Source organism: Psychromonas sp. SR45-3 (assembly GCF_014163575.1).
In the GTDB taxonomy this organism is placed as follows: Bacteria; Pseudomonadota; Gammaproteobacteria; order Enterobacterales; family Psychromonadaceae; genus Psychromonas; species Psychromonas arctica.
On the sequence record NZ_JACJDP010000007.1, the window covers coordinates 61325 to 77841 of the forward strand.

Here is a 16517-nt window from a genome sequence, read left to right on the forward strand (position 1 = left end):
TTTAGTTTTATGAGTAGCTAATCAATAGATCAGTCCGTTATTATTCTTATGGCTACAATATATATAACAAATTACAATTTCATCCATCTAATTAACCACCCAACATAAAGAATCAATAATATGACGACTTATTTTATTCAAGCAGCGCTGTACCTTTTGGTCGCAGTAATATGCGTACTTTTAGCCAAACGGTTTGGATTAGGTTCCGTCCTTGGTTACCTGAGTGCAGGTGTGATCATTGGGCCGATCACAGGGTTAGCAGGAGAAGAAACCAATACTATCCAACATTTTGCTGAATTTGGTGTAGTCATGATGCTATTTATTGTCGGCCTTGAGCTTTCACCGAAAGCCTTGTGGAATATGAAAAATAGGTTGATTGGCTTAGGTGGATTACAAATTGGCTTAACCACGTTGATTATCACCTCATTGGGTATTGCCTTTGATTTCCCATGGCAGCCTTCGCTTGTGGTCGGACTTATTTTCTCATTGTCATCCACAGCGATTGTTATGCAAAGTTTTGCAGAAAAATCACTTAACAAAACAGATGGTGGGCAGGCAGCTTTTTCTATTTTGTTATCTCAAGATATTGCCGTCATACCGATGCTCGCCGTAATTCCACTATTAGCTATTCCCGCTTATTTTGGCATGCCAGAAACTGTTTCCTTAGTCTCAGACCATGGCAATATTTCACTGGTTGAAAATTTGTCAGGTTGGCAATATGCAGGAGCAATCGTCATTGCCATTACCTTAATTGTCGGTGCGGGACATTACATCTCTAAACCCTTGTTTACATTGATTGCTAAAACAGGACTTCGAGAACTTTACACCGCTACCGCATTGCTCTTAGTTATCTCTATTTCTGCATTAATGAGTGTAGTGGGTTTATCGCCTGCTCTGGGCACCTTTTTAGCCGGTGTAGTATTAGCAAATAGTGAGTTCCGTCATGAATTAGAAAGCAATATCCAACCTTTTAAAGGGTTATTATTGGGCTTATTTTTTATCACTGTGGGTGCAGGTATCAGCTTCGCGGTGATTAGCGATCACTTCTTCTTAATCAGTGGTTTAACGATTGCCGTGATTGCGGTTAAAGCAGCGGTATTATTAAGCTTAGCGATTATCTTTAAGATTAAAAAGTCAGATGGTTGGTTATTAACATTAAGCCTAGCGCAAGCGGGTGAATTCGGATTTGTGGTATTGAGTTTTTCCTCGCAGAGTCAGGCATTACCACCAGAGTGGGTGTCAATACTGTCACCGGTGATCACGCTTTCTATGTTTTTAACTCCGTTACTGTTTATCTTCTATGACAAAGTGATCACAAAAAAATATATCGTCGTTCAAGCCAAAAAAAAAGCCGATAATATTGATAAAAAAGGCCAAGTAGTTATCGCTGGGATTGGTCGATTCGGGCAAGTGATCAACCGTTTGTTAATGGCAAATGGCTTCGAAACAACAGTCATTGACCGCTCAACAGATATGATTGACCGTGTTAGAAAAATTGATATTCATGCTTATTACGGTGATGCAACAGATTCCAGCCTGCTTTATACCGCAGGCCTTGAAGAAGCATCACTTCTGGTAATTGCCATTGATGGGCAAGAGAACATACTGCACTTGGTAAAGCATGTGAAACAGTTTCATCCACACCTACCTATAGTTGCGCGCGCTTATGACCGTGGCCATGGCTATCTACTTGAAGAGGCTGGCGCAGATCATGTGTTTATTGAATCTTACTTTACGGCGTTAGAAATGAGTAAAACCTCGTTACAAGTCTTAGGGTTTGATGAGAAAAAAGCTGAAAAAGCAAAATCGCTTTATTATCAAACAGAGCTTGAACATCATGACGACCTTTATAAAGCCTGGGGTGATGCGAATAAAGAGAGTTATCTGTTCAACAACTTTATCGAACTATTTGTGTCATTAGAGCATGAGATGAGAGCTGCAATGACATCTCAGGTTAACAACGACAAAGAAGAGTCGTAACATTACCCAAATTCCGTTCATTTTTATTGTTATTTACTATCAATGAAAATGAACGGCCTTTTGTTAAAGAAAGAACATTGCTCAGAAAAGGAAAATAGAAGCACTTTAATAACACTGAAATAAGCTGATTACTTTTTATCAAAAGCATTAACACCTGCGATAAAACCAAGCGCCCCACCTAGATAATAGCCAAGCATATAAATACCATTAATGCGACTTTGTAAACTTGGATCAATACTAAATACACTTACCTGAACTGCAACTTGGGCACTGAAAATGGCAAGGTCGGTCAAGATAATCCCGAAAATTAATACAAACCAATTACCTGCACAAAAAAACGTGTGTGTAAGTTATATAGTACAAGCTGCCATTTTATCACTTTAGAAAATATTGGCACACATATTCCAGTACAGATTCAATAATAAGTGAAACAACAACAGCGCCACGGTAAAAGCATTTGTAGGAATTGTTTTAAAAGCGAGAGTTAAAATTTCTGAATTGCCAGTACCCGCACCTGAATATGCATGTTATCAAGTGACTAAGCGCAACCCTAAAGTGAGTAAATTAAAAGCCATTGAAAAATTTACTACCGCCTTAGGCAATTATATGCAAAAAGATATTTTTATTAACAGTGTCCAATAGTTTAAGGCTATGATTTAAGCCGCGTAACGCAGGTTAAGTGATATAGGTTCCCCATTTAGTCACAGTGTTCGAGCTTCATAAAATCAACAATCAGGAACTTAAATATTATATAATTTAGTATTAAAAAGATACGAAACCAGACTATTTTTGCAGCTGTCTTTCTAAAATTGATTTTAATAGCGCACACTAGCAAACATAGCCATTAGGCAGAAGATACCAACGCCATTAAGATAGAGTTGGTATTAGTTCAGCATATAAATCAGACAGTCAGTTTTAATCATCTAATAAAACGGATAGTTGAGCAAATTGTGCTTTTAATTGTTCAAGCTCTTGCTCTAATTGTGTCACTCTTGCTTCGAGTTTATCCTGTGAGATCGGTTGTGGTGCATGCTCAGATACAGACGTTCGTTCACCCAGCGTTACATGAGACTCAATATCAGCAAAAAGATGGATATATCTAGACTCTCTTTTACCCGCTTCTCTCGATAATTTTTGCACTTTAGGTTGTTCATTCAAGTTTTGTAATTGTTCAAGCGCCGCTTCTACTTCAGTAACATTATCAAACTCAGCTAAACGCTGAGTTCGAGTTCTTAACTCTCCCGGAGTTTGTGGCCCTCGTAGAAATAACACACATAGAATCGCCTTTTGTTGTTCTGTTAATTGTAAATTACCAAAAGTAGTATTACAGAAGCGATGCTTGTATTTATTGACTCGCCCATGTGCTCCTGTATCTACCATTAATTGATTTAGTGCTATTAACTCATCAACCACATTTTGTACTTCTGATTCAGTCAATGACATCACAGGATCTCGGTTACTCTTTTGATTACAACCATTGGTTAATGCATTTAACGATAAAGGGTATTGTTCAGGGGTAGTGATCTCTTTTTCAAGCATCACGCCAATAATACGAATTTGCAAAGCAGTTAATGTCATCATCTACTCAGATTCCTTAAGAGTAAGAATTTAAGATATGAAAGTGTTGTAGCTAATAGAGTGGGTGATAGCCTGACAACGATTTTATGTTTGAGCATTACTTGAATAATGTCCCCAAGCTATTAAAATTAAAAGTATTATTATAAAAAAATATTCACTTATGCAGGATCAATAACATTTCTACATCTCTTATGATTATAATTTATCACTGCTTCAGGCTATATTTTAAAAGGTTGCGCTAATGCAGAGTAGTTAATCAGTTAGTAGTGACTTGGCAATTCAAAATACTTCAAAATAATTAACTCATCTACTAACTAATACAACTTTTTTAAGGGTCAGGATATTATCTAACCCAAGTCCGAACCTAAAAATCACATACCGTACACAAAAGGTTTTCCTTTTTCTAACATGGCCAAATGAATGGGTTTAAGCGCCTGAGCGTAAGTGGCTAATAGCTCCATTGTATATTGCGTTCGTTGTTGCATATGTTCGTTATTACAGCTTAGGCGGTGATCTAACGTTGTTTCAATATCACGAAAAATAAGGTGATCAGGCAGCAAGCAAACGTGATTGTTTTTACTGGCAGTCATTCTTAGTTCACTGATTGGGTACACACCATTAACACTAGCAGAAACACTGACTGCTAAAGCAGGTTTATGAGACAACTCCTTTGCAGTGGTCAATAATAAGAAGTTTTTTAATGCCGGCGTCGCCATACCATGCCATTCTGGCGTGATAAAAATAAATGCATCAGAGGTGTTAAGTTGTGCAGCAACCTCACGCCATGGATCCCATTCTTCACTACCACTCCATACTCCTTCATTCCATAGCGGCAAATTCAAGGCGTGTAAGTCAATAATATCAATACCTGCAAAATGTTCCATGGCGACTTTATTCAAGTAATGTGCAACCTTTAAAGTTTGTGAATTTGCACGCTGACTACCGGCTATTATTGTTAATTTCATATCTGTTCCTTTCTCAATGGTGTTTTTGCTGTGTGTTTAAATAATGAGTTAAATTAATGGTTAAATTGCTAGTTAAATAGTTAGTTTAAAAAAGTGTAATACATGTTTTGACTGACGTTTCAATTCGGCTTTATCCTGAATGATTAACTTCAACATTGTTGTTCTAAGCATTGTTGACCCGTGGATTATGCTCCCAAAGATCAAAAAAGCTGGTTAGTTAAAGGAGCTTAATGTCGAGGTGAAGACTGTTTAGATAAGGCTACGGTTTTAGGAGTCGCTAATATAATGGCGATAAAAATCCCCGCTGCCCCCAAGCACTGTAATGAGGTCAATGATTGCCCTAAGAAAATGTAACCAAGTACCACCGCCGAGACACTACTTAAAAAACCTAAAAAAGAGAGCGTGATCGTAGGGAGTTTATCGATGCCATTAAACCAAAGTGAGTAAGCAAGCATTGCCCCAACAACACATAAATAAAGATAACCAATAATATTGTCAGTGCTAAATTGTTCAGGGAAACCTTCAAACCACCAAGCAACAGGCAGTAACATTCCACCTCCTAAAAGCAGTTGCCATCCAGTAAAATTTAACAAGGTCATATTACGAGGGCGTCCCCAGCGTTTGGTCATCACAATCCCTGTTGCCATGCTAATTGTGCCTAGTAAGCCCATGATTAAACCACGACTACTGAGTTCGGCCTGATTATTGATTAATAACAAAGCAATACTGCCAATAGCAACAAAGCTTGCTAGTACCTGTTGCACATTCAACTTATTGCTCAGTAGCAAATAGCTGAGAGCAATCACTAAAATGGGCTGGATGGACATGACTAAAGCGGCCATACCACCTGGCAAATGGGTTGCTGCAAAGAATAAACAATAAAAGAAAAAGCCAATATTAAGGAACGCTAATACCACTAAACGCCACCACCAAATACCAATAGGAAGAATACGAGTGATCATCACTAACACCAACCCCGCCGGTAATGCACGTAAAGTTGATGCGAGTAACGGTGAATTAGCAGGCAGTAATTCACTGGTCACAATATAAGTACTTCCCCAAACGATCGGTGCTATCGCCGTAATGGCGAGAGTTATTAAAAGTTGTATTTTGTTCATAGCGCCCTCTTTTTATTTATGTTTCGTGAGTTAATCTCTGTTTGTTGGTATTGCTTGCTTATTACTTTTACTTGTTAATGGTCACAATCTATTACTTGCTGACTGACTACTTGTCATTAGCGCTTTATCATTTGCTATCGATTGCTAACAGCAACACTTTGCAGTCATTGCGAGTGCTTATTTTATTTGGGCATAACGCCACCTAGACCTTAAAAAAGATGCTTTTAAAAAAGATACTTTCAAAAAAGACATAAGTAAAGTAATAGCTTTTTAGTTTTTAATCAAGTATCTTTTTGAAAAGTTGTATTTTAAATGTTAACTACTTTATGAAATGAATTTTTTATGGGGACAAAAATGAAAGATCAAGTTGATGGAATTTTGCAGCAGTGGAAACAGATTAAACCCGAACTAGACTGTAGTTCAATGGGCGTGGTAGGACGTTTACGCCGAGTCGATAATCAGTGGAAACAGCAGCTAGATACCGTATTTAAAAAGCAGGAGATGAGCAGTATTGAATTCGATATATTGGCGACATTACGCCGAAGTCAGATACCACTTACGCCAACAGAACTTTACAAAACACTAATGTTATCTTCCGGAGCAATGAGCACTCGTATTGAGATGTTAGTAAAACGGGGGCTTATAGAGAGAGTGTATAGTGAACAAGATCGTCGAAGTTGTAAGGTTATGCTAACAGATCAAGGTATAACAATTATTGATCTGGCTTTACACGCACACCTGGAAAATATGGATAATTTACTGAAGCCACTGAACAACGATGAAAAAAATCAACTAGCAGCGCTATTGAAAAAATTATTGCTTGCTCAGCAGTGATGCGACTATATGGCTGATACAATTTATGCTTAGTCAGAAACGATAATTAATTGCCAATAGTTCCTATAATTAATTGAATATAAAGATAAAAACTGAACTGATTTTAACTTTATTTAACTTAACTTAGCGTTTCATGCTAATTCCACTCTATTTATAAGATTAATTAATGCGTTGAGTTTTGTAACTCCTATCAGCAATGCCTTATGACAGCTTTATTCAATTTGAATAAAGCTGTCATAAGGCATTCAAAATAAGCACTGATTATTGTCACTTTAGCCGCATCAATAACATTTAGTCACTGCGCTAGGGCTATTCCAATGTTATTTAAGGACTCAGGATTTTAGGGTTGATAAAGCAAAAAATCAAGATGTTGCTTGTGTCTACTTTGATTCTTTTGATTCAGCGATGGCAAAACCATTTAATAGATCATCAATTTCAGCTCTGTATTTTTCAACTAAACTAGCGCCAGTAAATGTTACATACTGCGTTGAGCCAGAAGCATCTGAGTAATAATATCCTAAATACTGAAACTCAATGCCTTTCATGGTGCCGACCATTTCCATATAAATCATTTTCTTGCCGTTGACCATACGATATTCTTTCTTGATCACCTTAGCATTTGGAGCTACATTCTTAGCGTTATCAAGTGCTATTTCAGTTAATTCTTTATTATTAATCTGAATACGTTCAGTGATCACCCTTGCATACAAATCACCTGCTTTAAGCGTTAAAGCATATTCTATAGCAGAGTCATCAGTTGTGCTTTTTTCAAATACCCACTGCTTAGTGTTAAAAGCAAAAGTGGCATTATTTTTTTTACTTTTTAACACAAAATTGGCGCTAGCTGGCGTTTTGAATACACCTGGGTTATTACTAATTTCAAATTCTTCTATCGGCTTATCCTCTGCATAGAACCAAGTTCCATCACTATTCAATACCACCACGTCCCCTTCATCAGTTATCCCTTGTAGCGCAGCAGAAACATTAAAAGAAAAAAAGCATAACAGTAATGGTATAAATAATTTCATAATAAACCTTAAATGTGAGGGACCGCATCGCAGCCAAATTGTGTACTCAAACTCGTCAATAAAGTAACTTGTTCAAAGCGATTAGCGTAACGATAACAAGCTTTGGTTTTTAATCAATCTATCGATACAAAAATTAAAATATTCGTGAACTAAATAGAGAGAAATCATCTTTTACTAATACGCTTAATACACATTTCCCATCCACTATTTGTTAACTTAATTGTGGTAACACTGACGCTATTGATCTTTATAGAATCGTTTTTGATTAAAATAATTTACTGATTAGAAGATGATTTAACTTAGAAACATGTAAAATTAGTGGTGTTGTATCGATTTAATTATCCTGCATTCAAGTTATTAATAAAAACATATAAAATAAATTATTTATTTTATATGTACTTCACAATCGCAACAAAAATTATCAAATAATCATATTTAAATTATGTAGAATAATTTGCATACTTAATGATACTCAGTAATGATAAAGTTGAATACATTGCTTTTTTGTATATGAATATCAGTGTTTAGGAAGCCCCACCCACCAACATAAGTGAAGGAAGACTATGAAAAAAATACTAATTGCCGTTGCAGCTACTGCAATGATCATTCCTGCTGTATTTGCGAATAATTTCGAGAAAACAGACGATTCGATTGAATACCGACAAGCTGCTTTTTCCTTAATTTCATACAACTTTGGAGATATGGGTGCAATGCTAAAAGGCCAGAAACCTTTTGATGAAGCTACATTTAGTATGCGTGCTGATAATGTAGCTGCCCTATCTAAATTACCCCATGAAGGTTTTATTGAAGGTTCAGACAAAGGAGACACTCGTGCACTGGCAAAAATATGGCAGGATAAAGCAGACTTTGATAGCAAAATGAAGACATTTATAGATAATGCGGCAGCCTTAGCTGTTGCGGCTAAAACAACGGATCAAAGGACCATTAAGAAAGCATTTGTCAATACAGGTAAAAGTTGTAAAGCCTGTCATGATGGTTTTAGAGAAGATTAATCAAGATATAGCTAATCGTTTAAGCCGTTACATTAAACTCGTCAATTAACCACATTCTAGTAAGCACTTAGTATAAAGCCCGTTATTGATGTCATAACGGGCTTAATTTTATTTAATAAAAACTCACTACGATAAAAACTAACGGAGATTTATTATAACAAGGTCATAACAAGCGAACTTCAGCGTTCATATAAACATTAAGCAATATTTAGCACTATAAACACCTTTGAAAAGTTATAAAAAGCTCACTACAGGCGCTAATAAGTAAAACCATACCAACGAAAATATTATGGCAATGATAATCAACGCTAACAATGGCGAACATAATTTAGGCGCCACAATACTAGCTTGCATATTTTTATAGCCACTAAACATAGCCTTGATTAAATTCTCTCCTTTTAATAAATGCACAGCAACGGCAAGAATATGAACGGCGGACATCGCAATGATAAGATTAAAGTTATTCTTATGCAGCCAAGTCAACCAACTAGCGGTATCAGAAGAGACCAAATACATCAGAGGCCCTTCAGTAAAAACATCATCGGTTGCAAATAACCCAGTCCCTAACTGCAGAATGATTAAAGTCAGCAATAGCACCACCATATAACCACCCAACGGATTGTGTCCAATGGAGTTAGGTTTAGGTTGCTGCAATGTATATTGAACCACCCGCTTGGGCGAAACCAAAAACTGTTTAAATAAAGACGTTTCACTGCCAAGAAATCCCCACACCAATCTAAATACAACGAGGACCATCAATAGATAAGCGCAAACTTGATGCCATTGCATTTCTCCATTTTCAGCCGTCCACCACAGACTCACTAATAGTAAAACCATTGCCCAATGAAAGAACCGAGTTGGGAAATCCCATACCTTTATCTTATTTGATTGTGAATTCATCTATCGCCCTCTTATGGTGATCAAACTACGAATAAATTTTATTTATAAATTATAAGCATATCGATTAAAAATAAAACTACTCTATCTCACCTAATACTAATTTCATTAAGTATTTGAGCAATGATTGGCAGAGAAAAACACATCAATACAAGGTAGAAATTGAGTCAAAAGCTAGTTCCCTTAGTAAAATCCCTACGCACAAGTGATCTGTTTTGACCGACAAGAATGATCAAGTATTTCGCAGAATTAAGGGTATAACACAGTCTTTTATACTAAGGGATTATTAGCGAAGTGAGTAACGGTATTCTAGCCATATCATCATAAACATCGAGCGTAAAAGATAACAACTGCAGTCTATTGATGAGGCCTATTGATGTGGCTATTATGTATGTTTTTAACTAAGTTACTGTGTAGGTTGTTGAGATACACTCTTAAGTTTACTGATCATGAGCATCAAACCAAGTTTGATAAATCGCCAAATATTAGTCAGCCTCGATGAAGCTTTTTGGGAGGGATGATGCTGGTCTAAGAAGGTTAAAACATGATCACGTCCAAACATTGTAGCCCAATCCCGGACCTTCATTTTAGTTTTATTTTCAAGCGACATGTCGGCACCAAAATCCAGCAATAACATGATGATATTAAGATCACCTTTATAAGCCGCGCCCATTAATACTGTATTTCCCATAGGATCGGTAGAATTTACATCTGCCCCCGAACGTAAAAGCGCTTCGCAAAAATCTTTTTCAGCGTTATAAACGGCTAACATCAATGCTGAATAACCACGTTCATTGGTGGCATTAATATCCAGTCCATTGTCTTTCATTAAAAGGTCTGCAAAACCTCTTAAGTCGCCTATTCGAGCAAAATCAAAAAGGGTCGGCTCGATTCGATAAGTTTGCTTATACGCTTTCCAAGTTTTCATTTTTTCCTTTATTTTTAATGCCAGTACATTCAATCTCGCGATATTCACTTAACAGTAAATATTGTCATTTAGTAATTAGTAATAACGTACCATTAAAAATCTACTCATCTCAACACTTAAAAGCAATGCAGGTCTAGGGTAGTGCCAGTAACTAGCAATAATAACGAGTAACCCATAACCCATAGACCTGTAAAAAGTGAAATCACTTATTTAATGTAATTAATGGTATAACATTATAAAGCGATCGTTTTTATATCAATATCTAATGCTTTAGCAACACCTTCACCATAAGCAGGATCAGCTTTATAACAATTGGAAATATGACGGTGCTTAACTTCAATTAAAGCAGGGCTAATACTTCTTGCTGTGTTTTCAAATAATACTTGTTGTTGCGCATCTGACATCAAATTAAACAGCTTACCCGGTTGGCTATAATAATCACTGTCATCTTCACGGAAATCCCAGTTATAAGCATCACCATTAATGGCTAATTTAGGTTCTTTTTGGTCGGCTTGTTGTTGCCATAACCCTAAATTATTTGGCTCATAGCCTTTAGTGCTACCATAGTTTCCGTCAACACGCATCGCACCATCGCGGTGGTATGAATTAACCGGGCAACGAGGTTGATTAACTGGAATATGGACATGATTTACGCCTAAGCGATAACGTTGAGCATCACCGTAAGAGAATAAACGACCTTGTAGCATTTTGTCTGGAGAATAACTGATCCCAGGGACAAAGTTAGCAGGGTTAAATGCTGCTTGCTCTACTTCAGCAAAGTAATTATCAGGGTTACGATTTAGCTCCATCACCCCCACATCAATCAATGGGTAATCGTCATGTGGCCATACTTTAGTCAAGTCAAAAGGATGAACTTGATAAGTTTCAGCTTCTTTTTCAGGCATAATTTGAACTTTGACATTCCATTTAGGGAAGTCAGCATTTTCAATGGCTTCGTATAAATCTTGTTGATGACTTTCACGATTTTTACCAACTAATTCTTCAGCTTCCTGATCCGTAAGGTTTTTAATACCTTGTTGTGTTTCTAAATGAAACTTCACCCAAAAACGTTCATTATTTGCATTAATAAAGCTAAAAGTATGACTACCAAAACCATGCATATGGCGATAGCTGCTTGGGATCCCACGGTCACTCATAACAACAGTTACTTGATGCAATGCTTCAGGTAATAATGACCAAAAATCCCAGTTTGTATTCGCATTACGAAGATTCGTACGAGGGTCTCTTTTTACTGCATGATTTAAATCAGGGAATTTTAAGGGATCACGTAAAAAGAAAACCGGGGTATTGTTCCCCACTAGATCCCAATTACCTTCTTCGGTATAAAACTTGATTGCAAAACCACGGATATCACGCTCAGCATCCGCTGCGCCACGTTCGCCAGCGACTGTAGAGAAGCGAACAAAAAGTTCTGTTTGCTTGCCAACTTCAGAGAAAATATTTGCTTTAGTAAATTGAGAGATATCATGCGTCACCGTAAATGTGCCATAAGCGCCAGAACCTTTAGCATGCATACGTCTTTCAGGAATTACTTCTCTGTCAAAATGCGCTAATTTCTCCAGAAACCAAAGATCCTGGAGTAACATAGGGCCTCGCGGACCTGCTGTTTGTGCATTTTGGTTATCTGCGACTGGTGCACCATTTGTTGTCGTAAGCTTATGTTTATTGGTCATGATTATCTCCACTTCTTTAAAATTGGGGGGTTAAAGATAAAGTAAATAATTAGCTTCATTGCGATGAAGAGAATCATCTTTATGCCATATCTGCCTGGAAAGGTATTTATTGAATATACCTCTCTGGAAAGGTATTGTACAAGCAAATATAGGAAATCTTATGCCTCACACACAATTACAATTTGAAAACTTTATCAACCTAATGAAAACAAATTGGCCAAATGCCTATCAAGGCCTTTTCCTGCTTTTTCCTCGAGTAGAAAGAATTGCCAACAACCTTGATGATCATATTGATAAACTAATGAGTGAACGAGGTTTATTATCCAGTGACTTCCATTTAATTACCGCCATTAGGCGCAGTAAAAGTGCCCCACCTTACGAACTAAAGCCCTCTGATTTATGTAACTACATGTTATTTAGTTGGGGTGGTTTAACTAAAGTGATGAAACGCTTAGAAGCTAAGGGCATTATTACGCGAATTAATTGTGAAGATGACAAACGCATTTGTATGATCAGATTAACCGATCTAGGGATCAGCATTGTTGATCAGTCGGTTGTTGAATTACACTGTATACATCAACAGTTATTAACCGATTTTACGCCAGAAGAGATAGCAATGTTAGATAAACTACTTGCTAAATTATTGAATAATGTAGAGTCACAACCGCTACCATGAAAACACACTGGTTGATAAACTATACGAACCTTTAATCAACAACGAATAACGCTCCCCCTCTTACTATTATTTATAAACATCAGGAACAAGATGAATAAACCCTTAGAAAAACAGCTAATTACATGGTTAAAAAAACAAAAGTATGCGTGCGGTTTTTACCTTAAGTTAACCGTATTATTTGGTTTATTAACGGGATTTTCATTAATTATACAAGCCTATCTCATCTCTACTATCTTACATGGCATTATTATCAATGACTTACCAAAGTCGGCATTCAGTAATGAATTTATCTTTTTATTTATTTTGATCCCAATTAGAGCATTATTAGCATTTGCCCGAGAGCGTTGTAGTTTTGAAGCAGGTAAACGATTACGTTTACAGGTTCGAGCCGCAGTGTTAGATAAAATGAGCGAATTAGGCCCTGCTTTTATCAAAGGCAAACCTGCCGGAAGCTGGGCAAGCATAGTGCTTGAACAAGTTGAAGATTTACACGATTTTTATGCACGTTACTTACCACAGATGTTGCTTGCTGGTTTTATCCCATTAACCATTTTAGTGGTTGTATTTCCATTAAACTGGGCAGCAGGTTTGATCTTATTCTGTACAGCGCCTTTAATTCCTATTTTTATGATTTTAGTAGGGACTGGAGCAGCAGATGCAAACCGTAAAAATTTTAAAGCATTGGCACAACTAAGTGGCCATTTCATGGATCGTTTAAAAGGACTGAATACGTTAAAGTTGTTTAATAGAGGTAATGCAGAGGGTAAAGAGATAGAAGCAGCATCAGAAGCATTTCGTAAAAAAACCATGGCGGTATTACGCTTAGCTTTTTTGAGTTCAGCAGTGTTAGAGTTTTTTGCTGCCGTTTCAATTGCAGTATTAGCGATCTACTTTGGCTTCAGCTTTTTAGGTGAACTCGATTTTGGCGACTATAACGGTGGCGTGAGTTTATTTGTAGGTATGTTTGTATTAATGCTTGCACCTGAATTTTACCAACCTCTTCGCGACATGGGCACACATTATCATGCTAAGGCTCAAGCGATCGGCGCAGCGGAAGAGTTAAAAGCACTTCTTGAATATCAAGTTGAAATAGATAATAGCAATACATTAACAACTGACAACACACACGATGATGTTAAACAAAGCATCACGACAAAGTCACTCAATAATACCGGCATTAAGACAGTCGAGCGCCAACAAGGTATTACATTAATTGCCTCTGATCTAATTATTAAAAGCCACTCGGGCACTATCCTAGTTGGTCCCATTTCATTTAAACTCGAAACAGGTCAACATATCGCAGTGGTTGGCCCTAGCGGTGCAGGGAAAAGTAGTTTGTTGAATGCTTTACTGGGTTTTTTACCTTACCAAGGTTCACTCACAGTCAATGGCATTGAATTAAATCAGTTATCTATCACAAATTGGCGTACACACCTCGCTTGGCTTGGTCAAGAGCCTCAACTATTTCACGGCAGTATACGTGATAATGTTGCTTTAGCAGATCCCAATATGAGTGATGACAAGATAAATACGTTGCTAGCAAAAGCAAAAATACTCGACTTCGTTGAACAACAACCATTAGGTTTAAATCACCCTATTGGAGAACAAATGGCCGGTGTCTCGGTCGGTCAAGCACAACGAATCGCCTTAGCACGCGCTTTAGGTCAACAAGCTTCATTATTCTTACTTGACGAACCGACCGCTAGTCTAGATAGAGCCAGCGAAAATGCAGTACTTGCTTCTTTAACCGAAGCCATGCAAGGAGTAAGTTGTTTGATGGTCACACATCGAATCGATCAGTTGAGTAAAATGGATACTATTTTGGTACTTGATAAAGGCAAGATTGTGCAACAAGGTCACGTAGATAAACTGACACTCAAGGATGGATTATTTAAACAAATGCGAAGTGAGCAATTTAATTCAAACGGTGCAAAAACTGAGGAGCAAAATGTATGAAAACGTTACTCCCTTTTATAAAGTTATTTCGTCACCAATGGTTGATGATGGCAATCGGATTGCTATTAAGTATTACTTCTTTGATGGCAGGGATCGGTTTGTTGTCACTTTCAGGTTGGTTTTTGTCTGCCTCGGCGGTAGCAGGTTTAACCTTACTTGCGACACAAACCTTTAATTATTTAACTCCGAGTGGCGGAGTTCGCTTTCTTTCTATAGCAAGAACAGCAAGCCGCTATGGTGAGCGATTGGCTACTCATGAAGCAACCTTTAAATTATTGACTCAACTTAGAGTTTGGGCCTGGAAAAAAGTGATACCACTTAGTGCCAGAAACATGCAGGGATTGCGACAAGGTGAACTATTAAATCGCTTAGTCGCGGATATTGATACACTTGACCACCTTTACCTACGTTTAATAACGCCTCTCTTTGCAGCCCTATTGATGCTACTTTGTTTATACTTTTTTGTGGCTTGGATAGACGCAGATTTAGCACTTTTGATCTGTGGTAGCTTATTATTAATCTGCTTAATATTACCTTGGTGTTTTTATTTTCTGGGTCGAGCACCTGGTATCAAACTACTACAAAGCAAACGCCTATTACGCATTCAAATACTTGAATTTGTACAAGGACTTGCAGAGATTTCATTATTTGGAGTAGAGCAGCGTTTTCGAGAAAAATTAGCGCAATCAGAAGCCGCATTATTGGATAGCCAACGTGCGATGGCCAATATAACTGCATTGAGTCAGGCCGCGTTAATCTTATGCCATGGTTTTGTTATGTTAGTGGTACTTTATGTGGCTGCTTCCGGTGTTGGCGAACATCAACCACCAGGAGCCATGTTAGCGATGGTAACGTTTATGGTTTTAGCTTGTATTGAAATGTTAATGCCTATTGCCGGTGCTTTTCAGCATCTTTCTTCCTGTGTTGATGCTGGTAAACGGGTTAATGATTTAGTGCAACAAACACCTGATATCATTTTCAATGATCAACATACCAGCATTATCAACAAAGGTGCTTTAGATTTGAAAGATATTATTTTTTCCTATCAAAAGATTGAATATAACACTGGGCAAAGTGAAGTAAAAAGTGTAGATCAAGCTGTACTTAAAGGCATCACACTAACCATTAATGCCGGTGAAAAAGTCGCATTACTAGGCCAAACAGGTTGCGGAAAATCGAGCCTGTTAGCTTTGATCACACGTGAATGGGAAGCTAATTCAGGGCAAATATTGATCGATGGTGTCGATGTTAAACGATACAGTCAGCACGCTTTAAGCAGCGGCCTTTCGATAGTAAGCCAGCGTATTTATTTATTTACAGGTACCCTTAGAGACAATTTAACGTTGGCACAAGCAGAGGCTATTAAATTTGATAACTACAAACAGCAGATTGCCGCGCAAACAAACAACGACAAACAGTTGATAGCGGTTCTTGAAAAGGTTGGTTTATCTGCGTTAACCCAGGGAGAGTCTCCACTTGATGCATGGATAGGTGAAGGAGGAAGGCAACTCTCTGGCGGCGAACAACGTAGAATTGGCGTTGCACGCGTGTTATTACGTAATGCACCATTGTTGTTACTGGATGAGCCGACAGAAGGCTTAGACAAACGCACAGAACGAGAGATTTTATCGCTTTTATTTGAATTTGCTAAAGATAAAACCCTATTAATGATTAGTCATCGACTAACAGCAATAGAAAAAATGGATCGAATATATTTAATGGAAGATGGCTTATTGCGTATTTCAGGAAAACATAACCAACTATTGGCAAGTGATCAGTATTACGCCAGTTTACACCAACAGTTAAGCTGAGGTTATTGTAAGTTATGCGAAGAGAAAGTTCGATAAAGT

General features: G+C 37.5%; 14 protein-coding genes. 6 read left to right on the plus strand and 8 right to left on the minus strand.

The features are described 5' to 3' along the window. The first annotated feature begins 120 nt into the window (after positions 1 to 120). Positions 121 to 1980 carry a cation:proton antiporter gene (locus H5084_RS05940; protein WP_182689871.1) on the plus strand — a complete coding sequence of 620 codons (1860 nt, stop codon included), beginning with the start codon at positions 121 to 123 and terminating at the stop codon, positions 1978 to 1980. A 128-nt stretch (positions 1981 to 2108) separates the two neighbouring features. Here the strand turns inward: H5084_RS05940 and H5084_RS05945 are convergent, their stop codons facing one another. From H5084_RS05945 to H5084_RS05960, 4 genes are all read right to left on the minus strand, one after another. After that, positions 2109 to 2273: a hypothetical protein gene (locus H5084_RS05945; RefSeq protein ID WP_245600347.1), complete on the minus strand. Its 165-nt coding sequence runs from the start codon at positions 2271 to 2273 to the stop codon at positions 2109 to 2111. A 622-nt stretch (positions 2274 to 2895) separates the two neighbouring features. Further along, positions 2896 to 3561, minus strand: a complete 666-nt coding sequence (locus H5084_RS05950) for a YceH family protein (protein ID WP_028867187.1) — start codon at positions 3559 to 3561, stop codon at positions 2896 to 2898. Positions 3562 to 3929: 368 nt separating this feature from the next. Beyond that, on the minus strand, positions 3930 to 4523 hold the full coding sequence (locus H5084_RS05955) for an NADPH-dependent FMN reductase (protein ID WP_028867186.1): 594 nt from the start codon (positions 4521 to 4523) through the stop codon (positions 3930 to 3932). Positions 4524 to 4750: 227 nt separating this feature from the next. Then, complete coding sequence (locus H5084_RS05960) at positions 4751 to 5641, minus strand: EamA family transporter (protein WP_182689872.1); 891 nt, start codon at positions 5639 to 5641, stop codon at positions 4751 to 4753. 342 nt (positions 5642 to 5983) lie between these two features. Between H5084_RS05960 and H5084_RS05965 the strand changes: the two genes are divergently transcribed. Further along, positions 5984 to 6475, plus strand: a complete 492-nt coding sequence (locus H5084_RS05965; RefSeq protein ID WP_028867184.1) for a MarR family winged helix-turn-helix transcriptional regulator — start codon at positions 5984 to 5986, stop codon at positions 6473 to 6475. A gap of 380 nt (positions 6476 to 6855) precedes the next feature. On the opposite strand, the gene H5084_RS05970 is transcribed toward H5084_RS05965, so the two are convergent. Then, positions 6856 to 7503, minus strand: a complete 648-nt coding sequence (locus H5084_RS05970) for a hypothetical protein (protein ID WP_037070685.1) — start codon at positions 7501 to 7503, stop codon at positions 6856 to 6858. A gap of 563 nt (positions 7504 to 8066) precedes the next feature. Here H5084_RS05970 and H5084_RS05975 point away from each other — a divergent pair. Further along, on the plus strand, positions 8067 to 8516 hold the full coding sequence (locus H5084_RS05975) for a cytochrome c (protein ID WP_182689873.1): 450 nt from the start codon (positions 8067 to 8069) through the stop codon (positions 8514 to 8516). A gap of 234 nt (positions 8517 to 8750) precedes the next feature. Here H5084_RS05975 and H5084_RS05980 read toward each other — a convergent pair whose 3' ends face one another. The 3 genes from H5084_RS05980 to H5084_RS05990 form a co-directional block, all read right to left on the minus strand. Next, entirely contained in the window at positions 8751 to 9416 is a 666-nt protein-coding gene (locus tag H5084_RS05980) for a cytochrome b/b6 domain-containing protein (protein WP_028867181.1), read from the minus strand. Between the two features lie 403 nt (positions 9417 to 9819). After that, positions 9820 to 10341, minus strand: coding sequence for an ankyrin repeat domain-containing protein (locus H5084_RS05985; protein ID WP_182689874.1), 522 nt, complete (start codon positions 10339 to 10341; stop codon positions 9820 to 9822). Positions 10342 to 10574: 233 nt separating this feature from the next. Next, the gene (locus H5084_RS05990; protein WP_182689875.1) at positions 10575 to 12035 is read right to left on the minus strand and encodes a catalase; all 1461 of its coding nucleotides are present in this window, start codon (positions 12033 to 12035) and stop codon (positions 10575 to 10577) included. A 160-nt stretch (positions 12036 to 12195) separates the two neighbouring features. Between H5084_RS05990 and H5084_RS05995 the strand changes: the two genes are divergently transcribed. The 3 genes from H5084_RS05995 to cydC all read left to right on the plus strand — a co-directional run bounded on the left by H5084_RS05995 (position 12196) and on the right by cydC (position 16478). Next, positions 12196 to 12711, plus strand: a complete 516-nt coding sequence (locus H5084_RS05995; RefSeq protein WP_182689876.1) for a MarR family winged helix-turn-helix transcriptional regulator — start codon at positions 12196 to 12198, stop codon at positions 12709 to 12711. Positions 12712 to 12801: 90 nt separating this feature from the next. Next, positions 12802 to 14667 carry a heme ABC transporter permease/ATP-binding protein CydD gene (cydD, locus tag H5084_RS06000; RefSeq protein WP_182689877.1) on the plus strand — a complete coding sequence of 622 codons (1866 nt, stop codon included), beginning with the start codon at positions 12802 to 12804 and terminating at the stop codon, positions 14665 to 14667. Then, a complete protein-coding gene (cydC, locus tag H5084_RS06005; protein WP_182689878.1) occupies positions 14664 to 16478 on the plus strand; it encodes a heme ABC transporter ATP-binding protein/permease CydC in 1815 nt (604 codons plus the stop codon). The genes cydD and cydC overlap by 4 nt, the downstream gene beginning before the upstream one ends. The last annotated feature ends 39 nt before the right edge of the window (positions 16479 to 16517 follow it).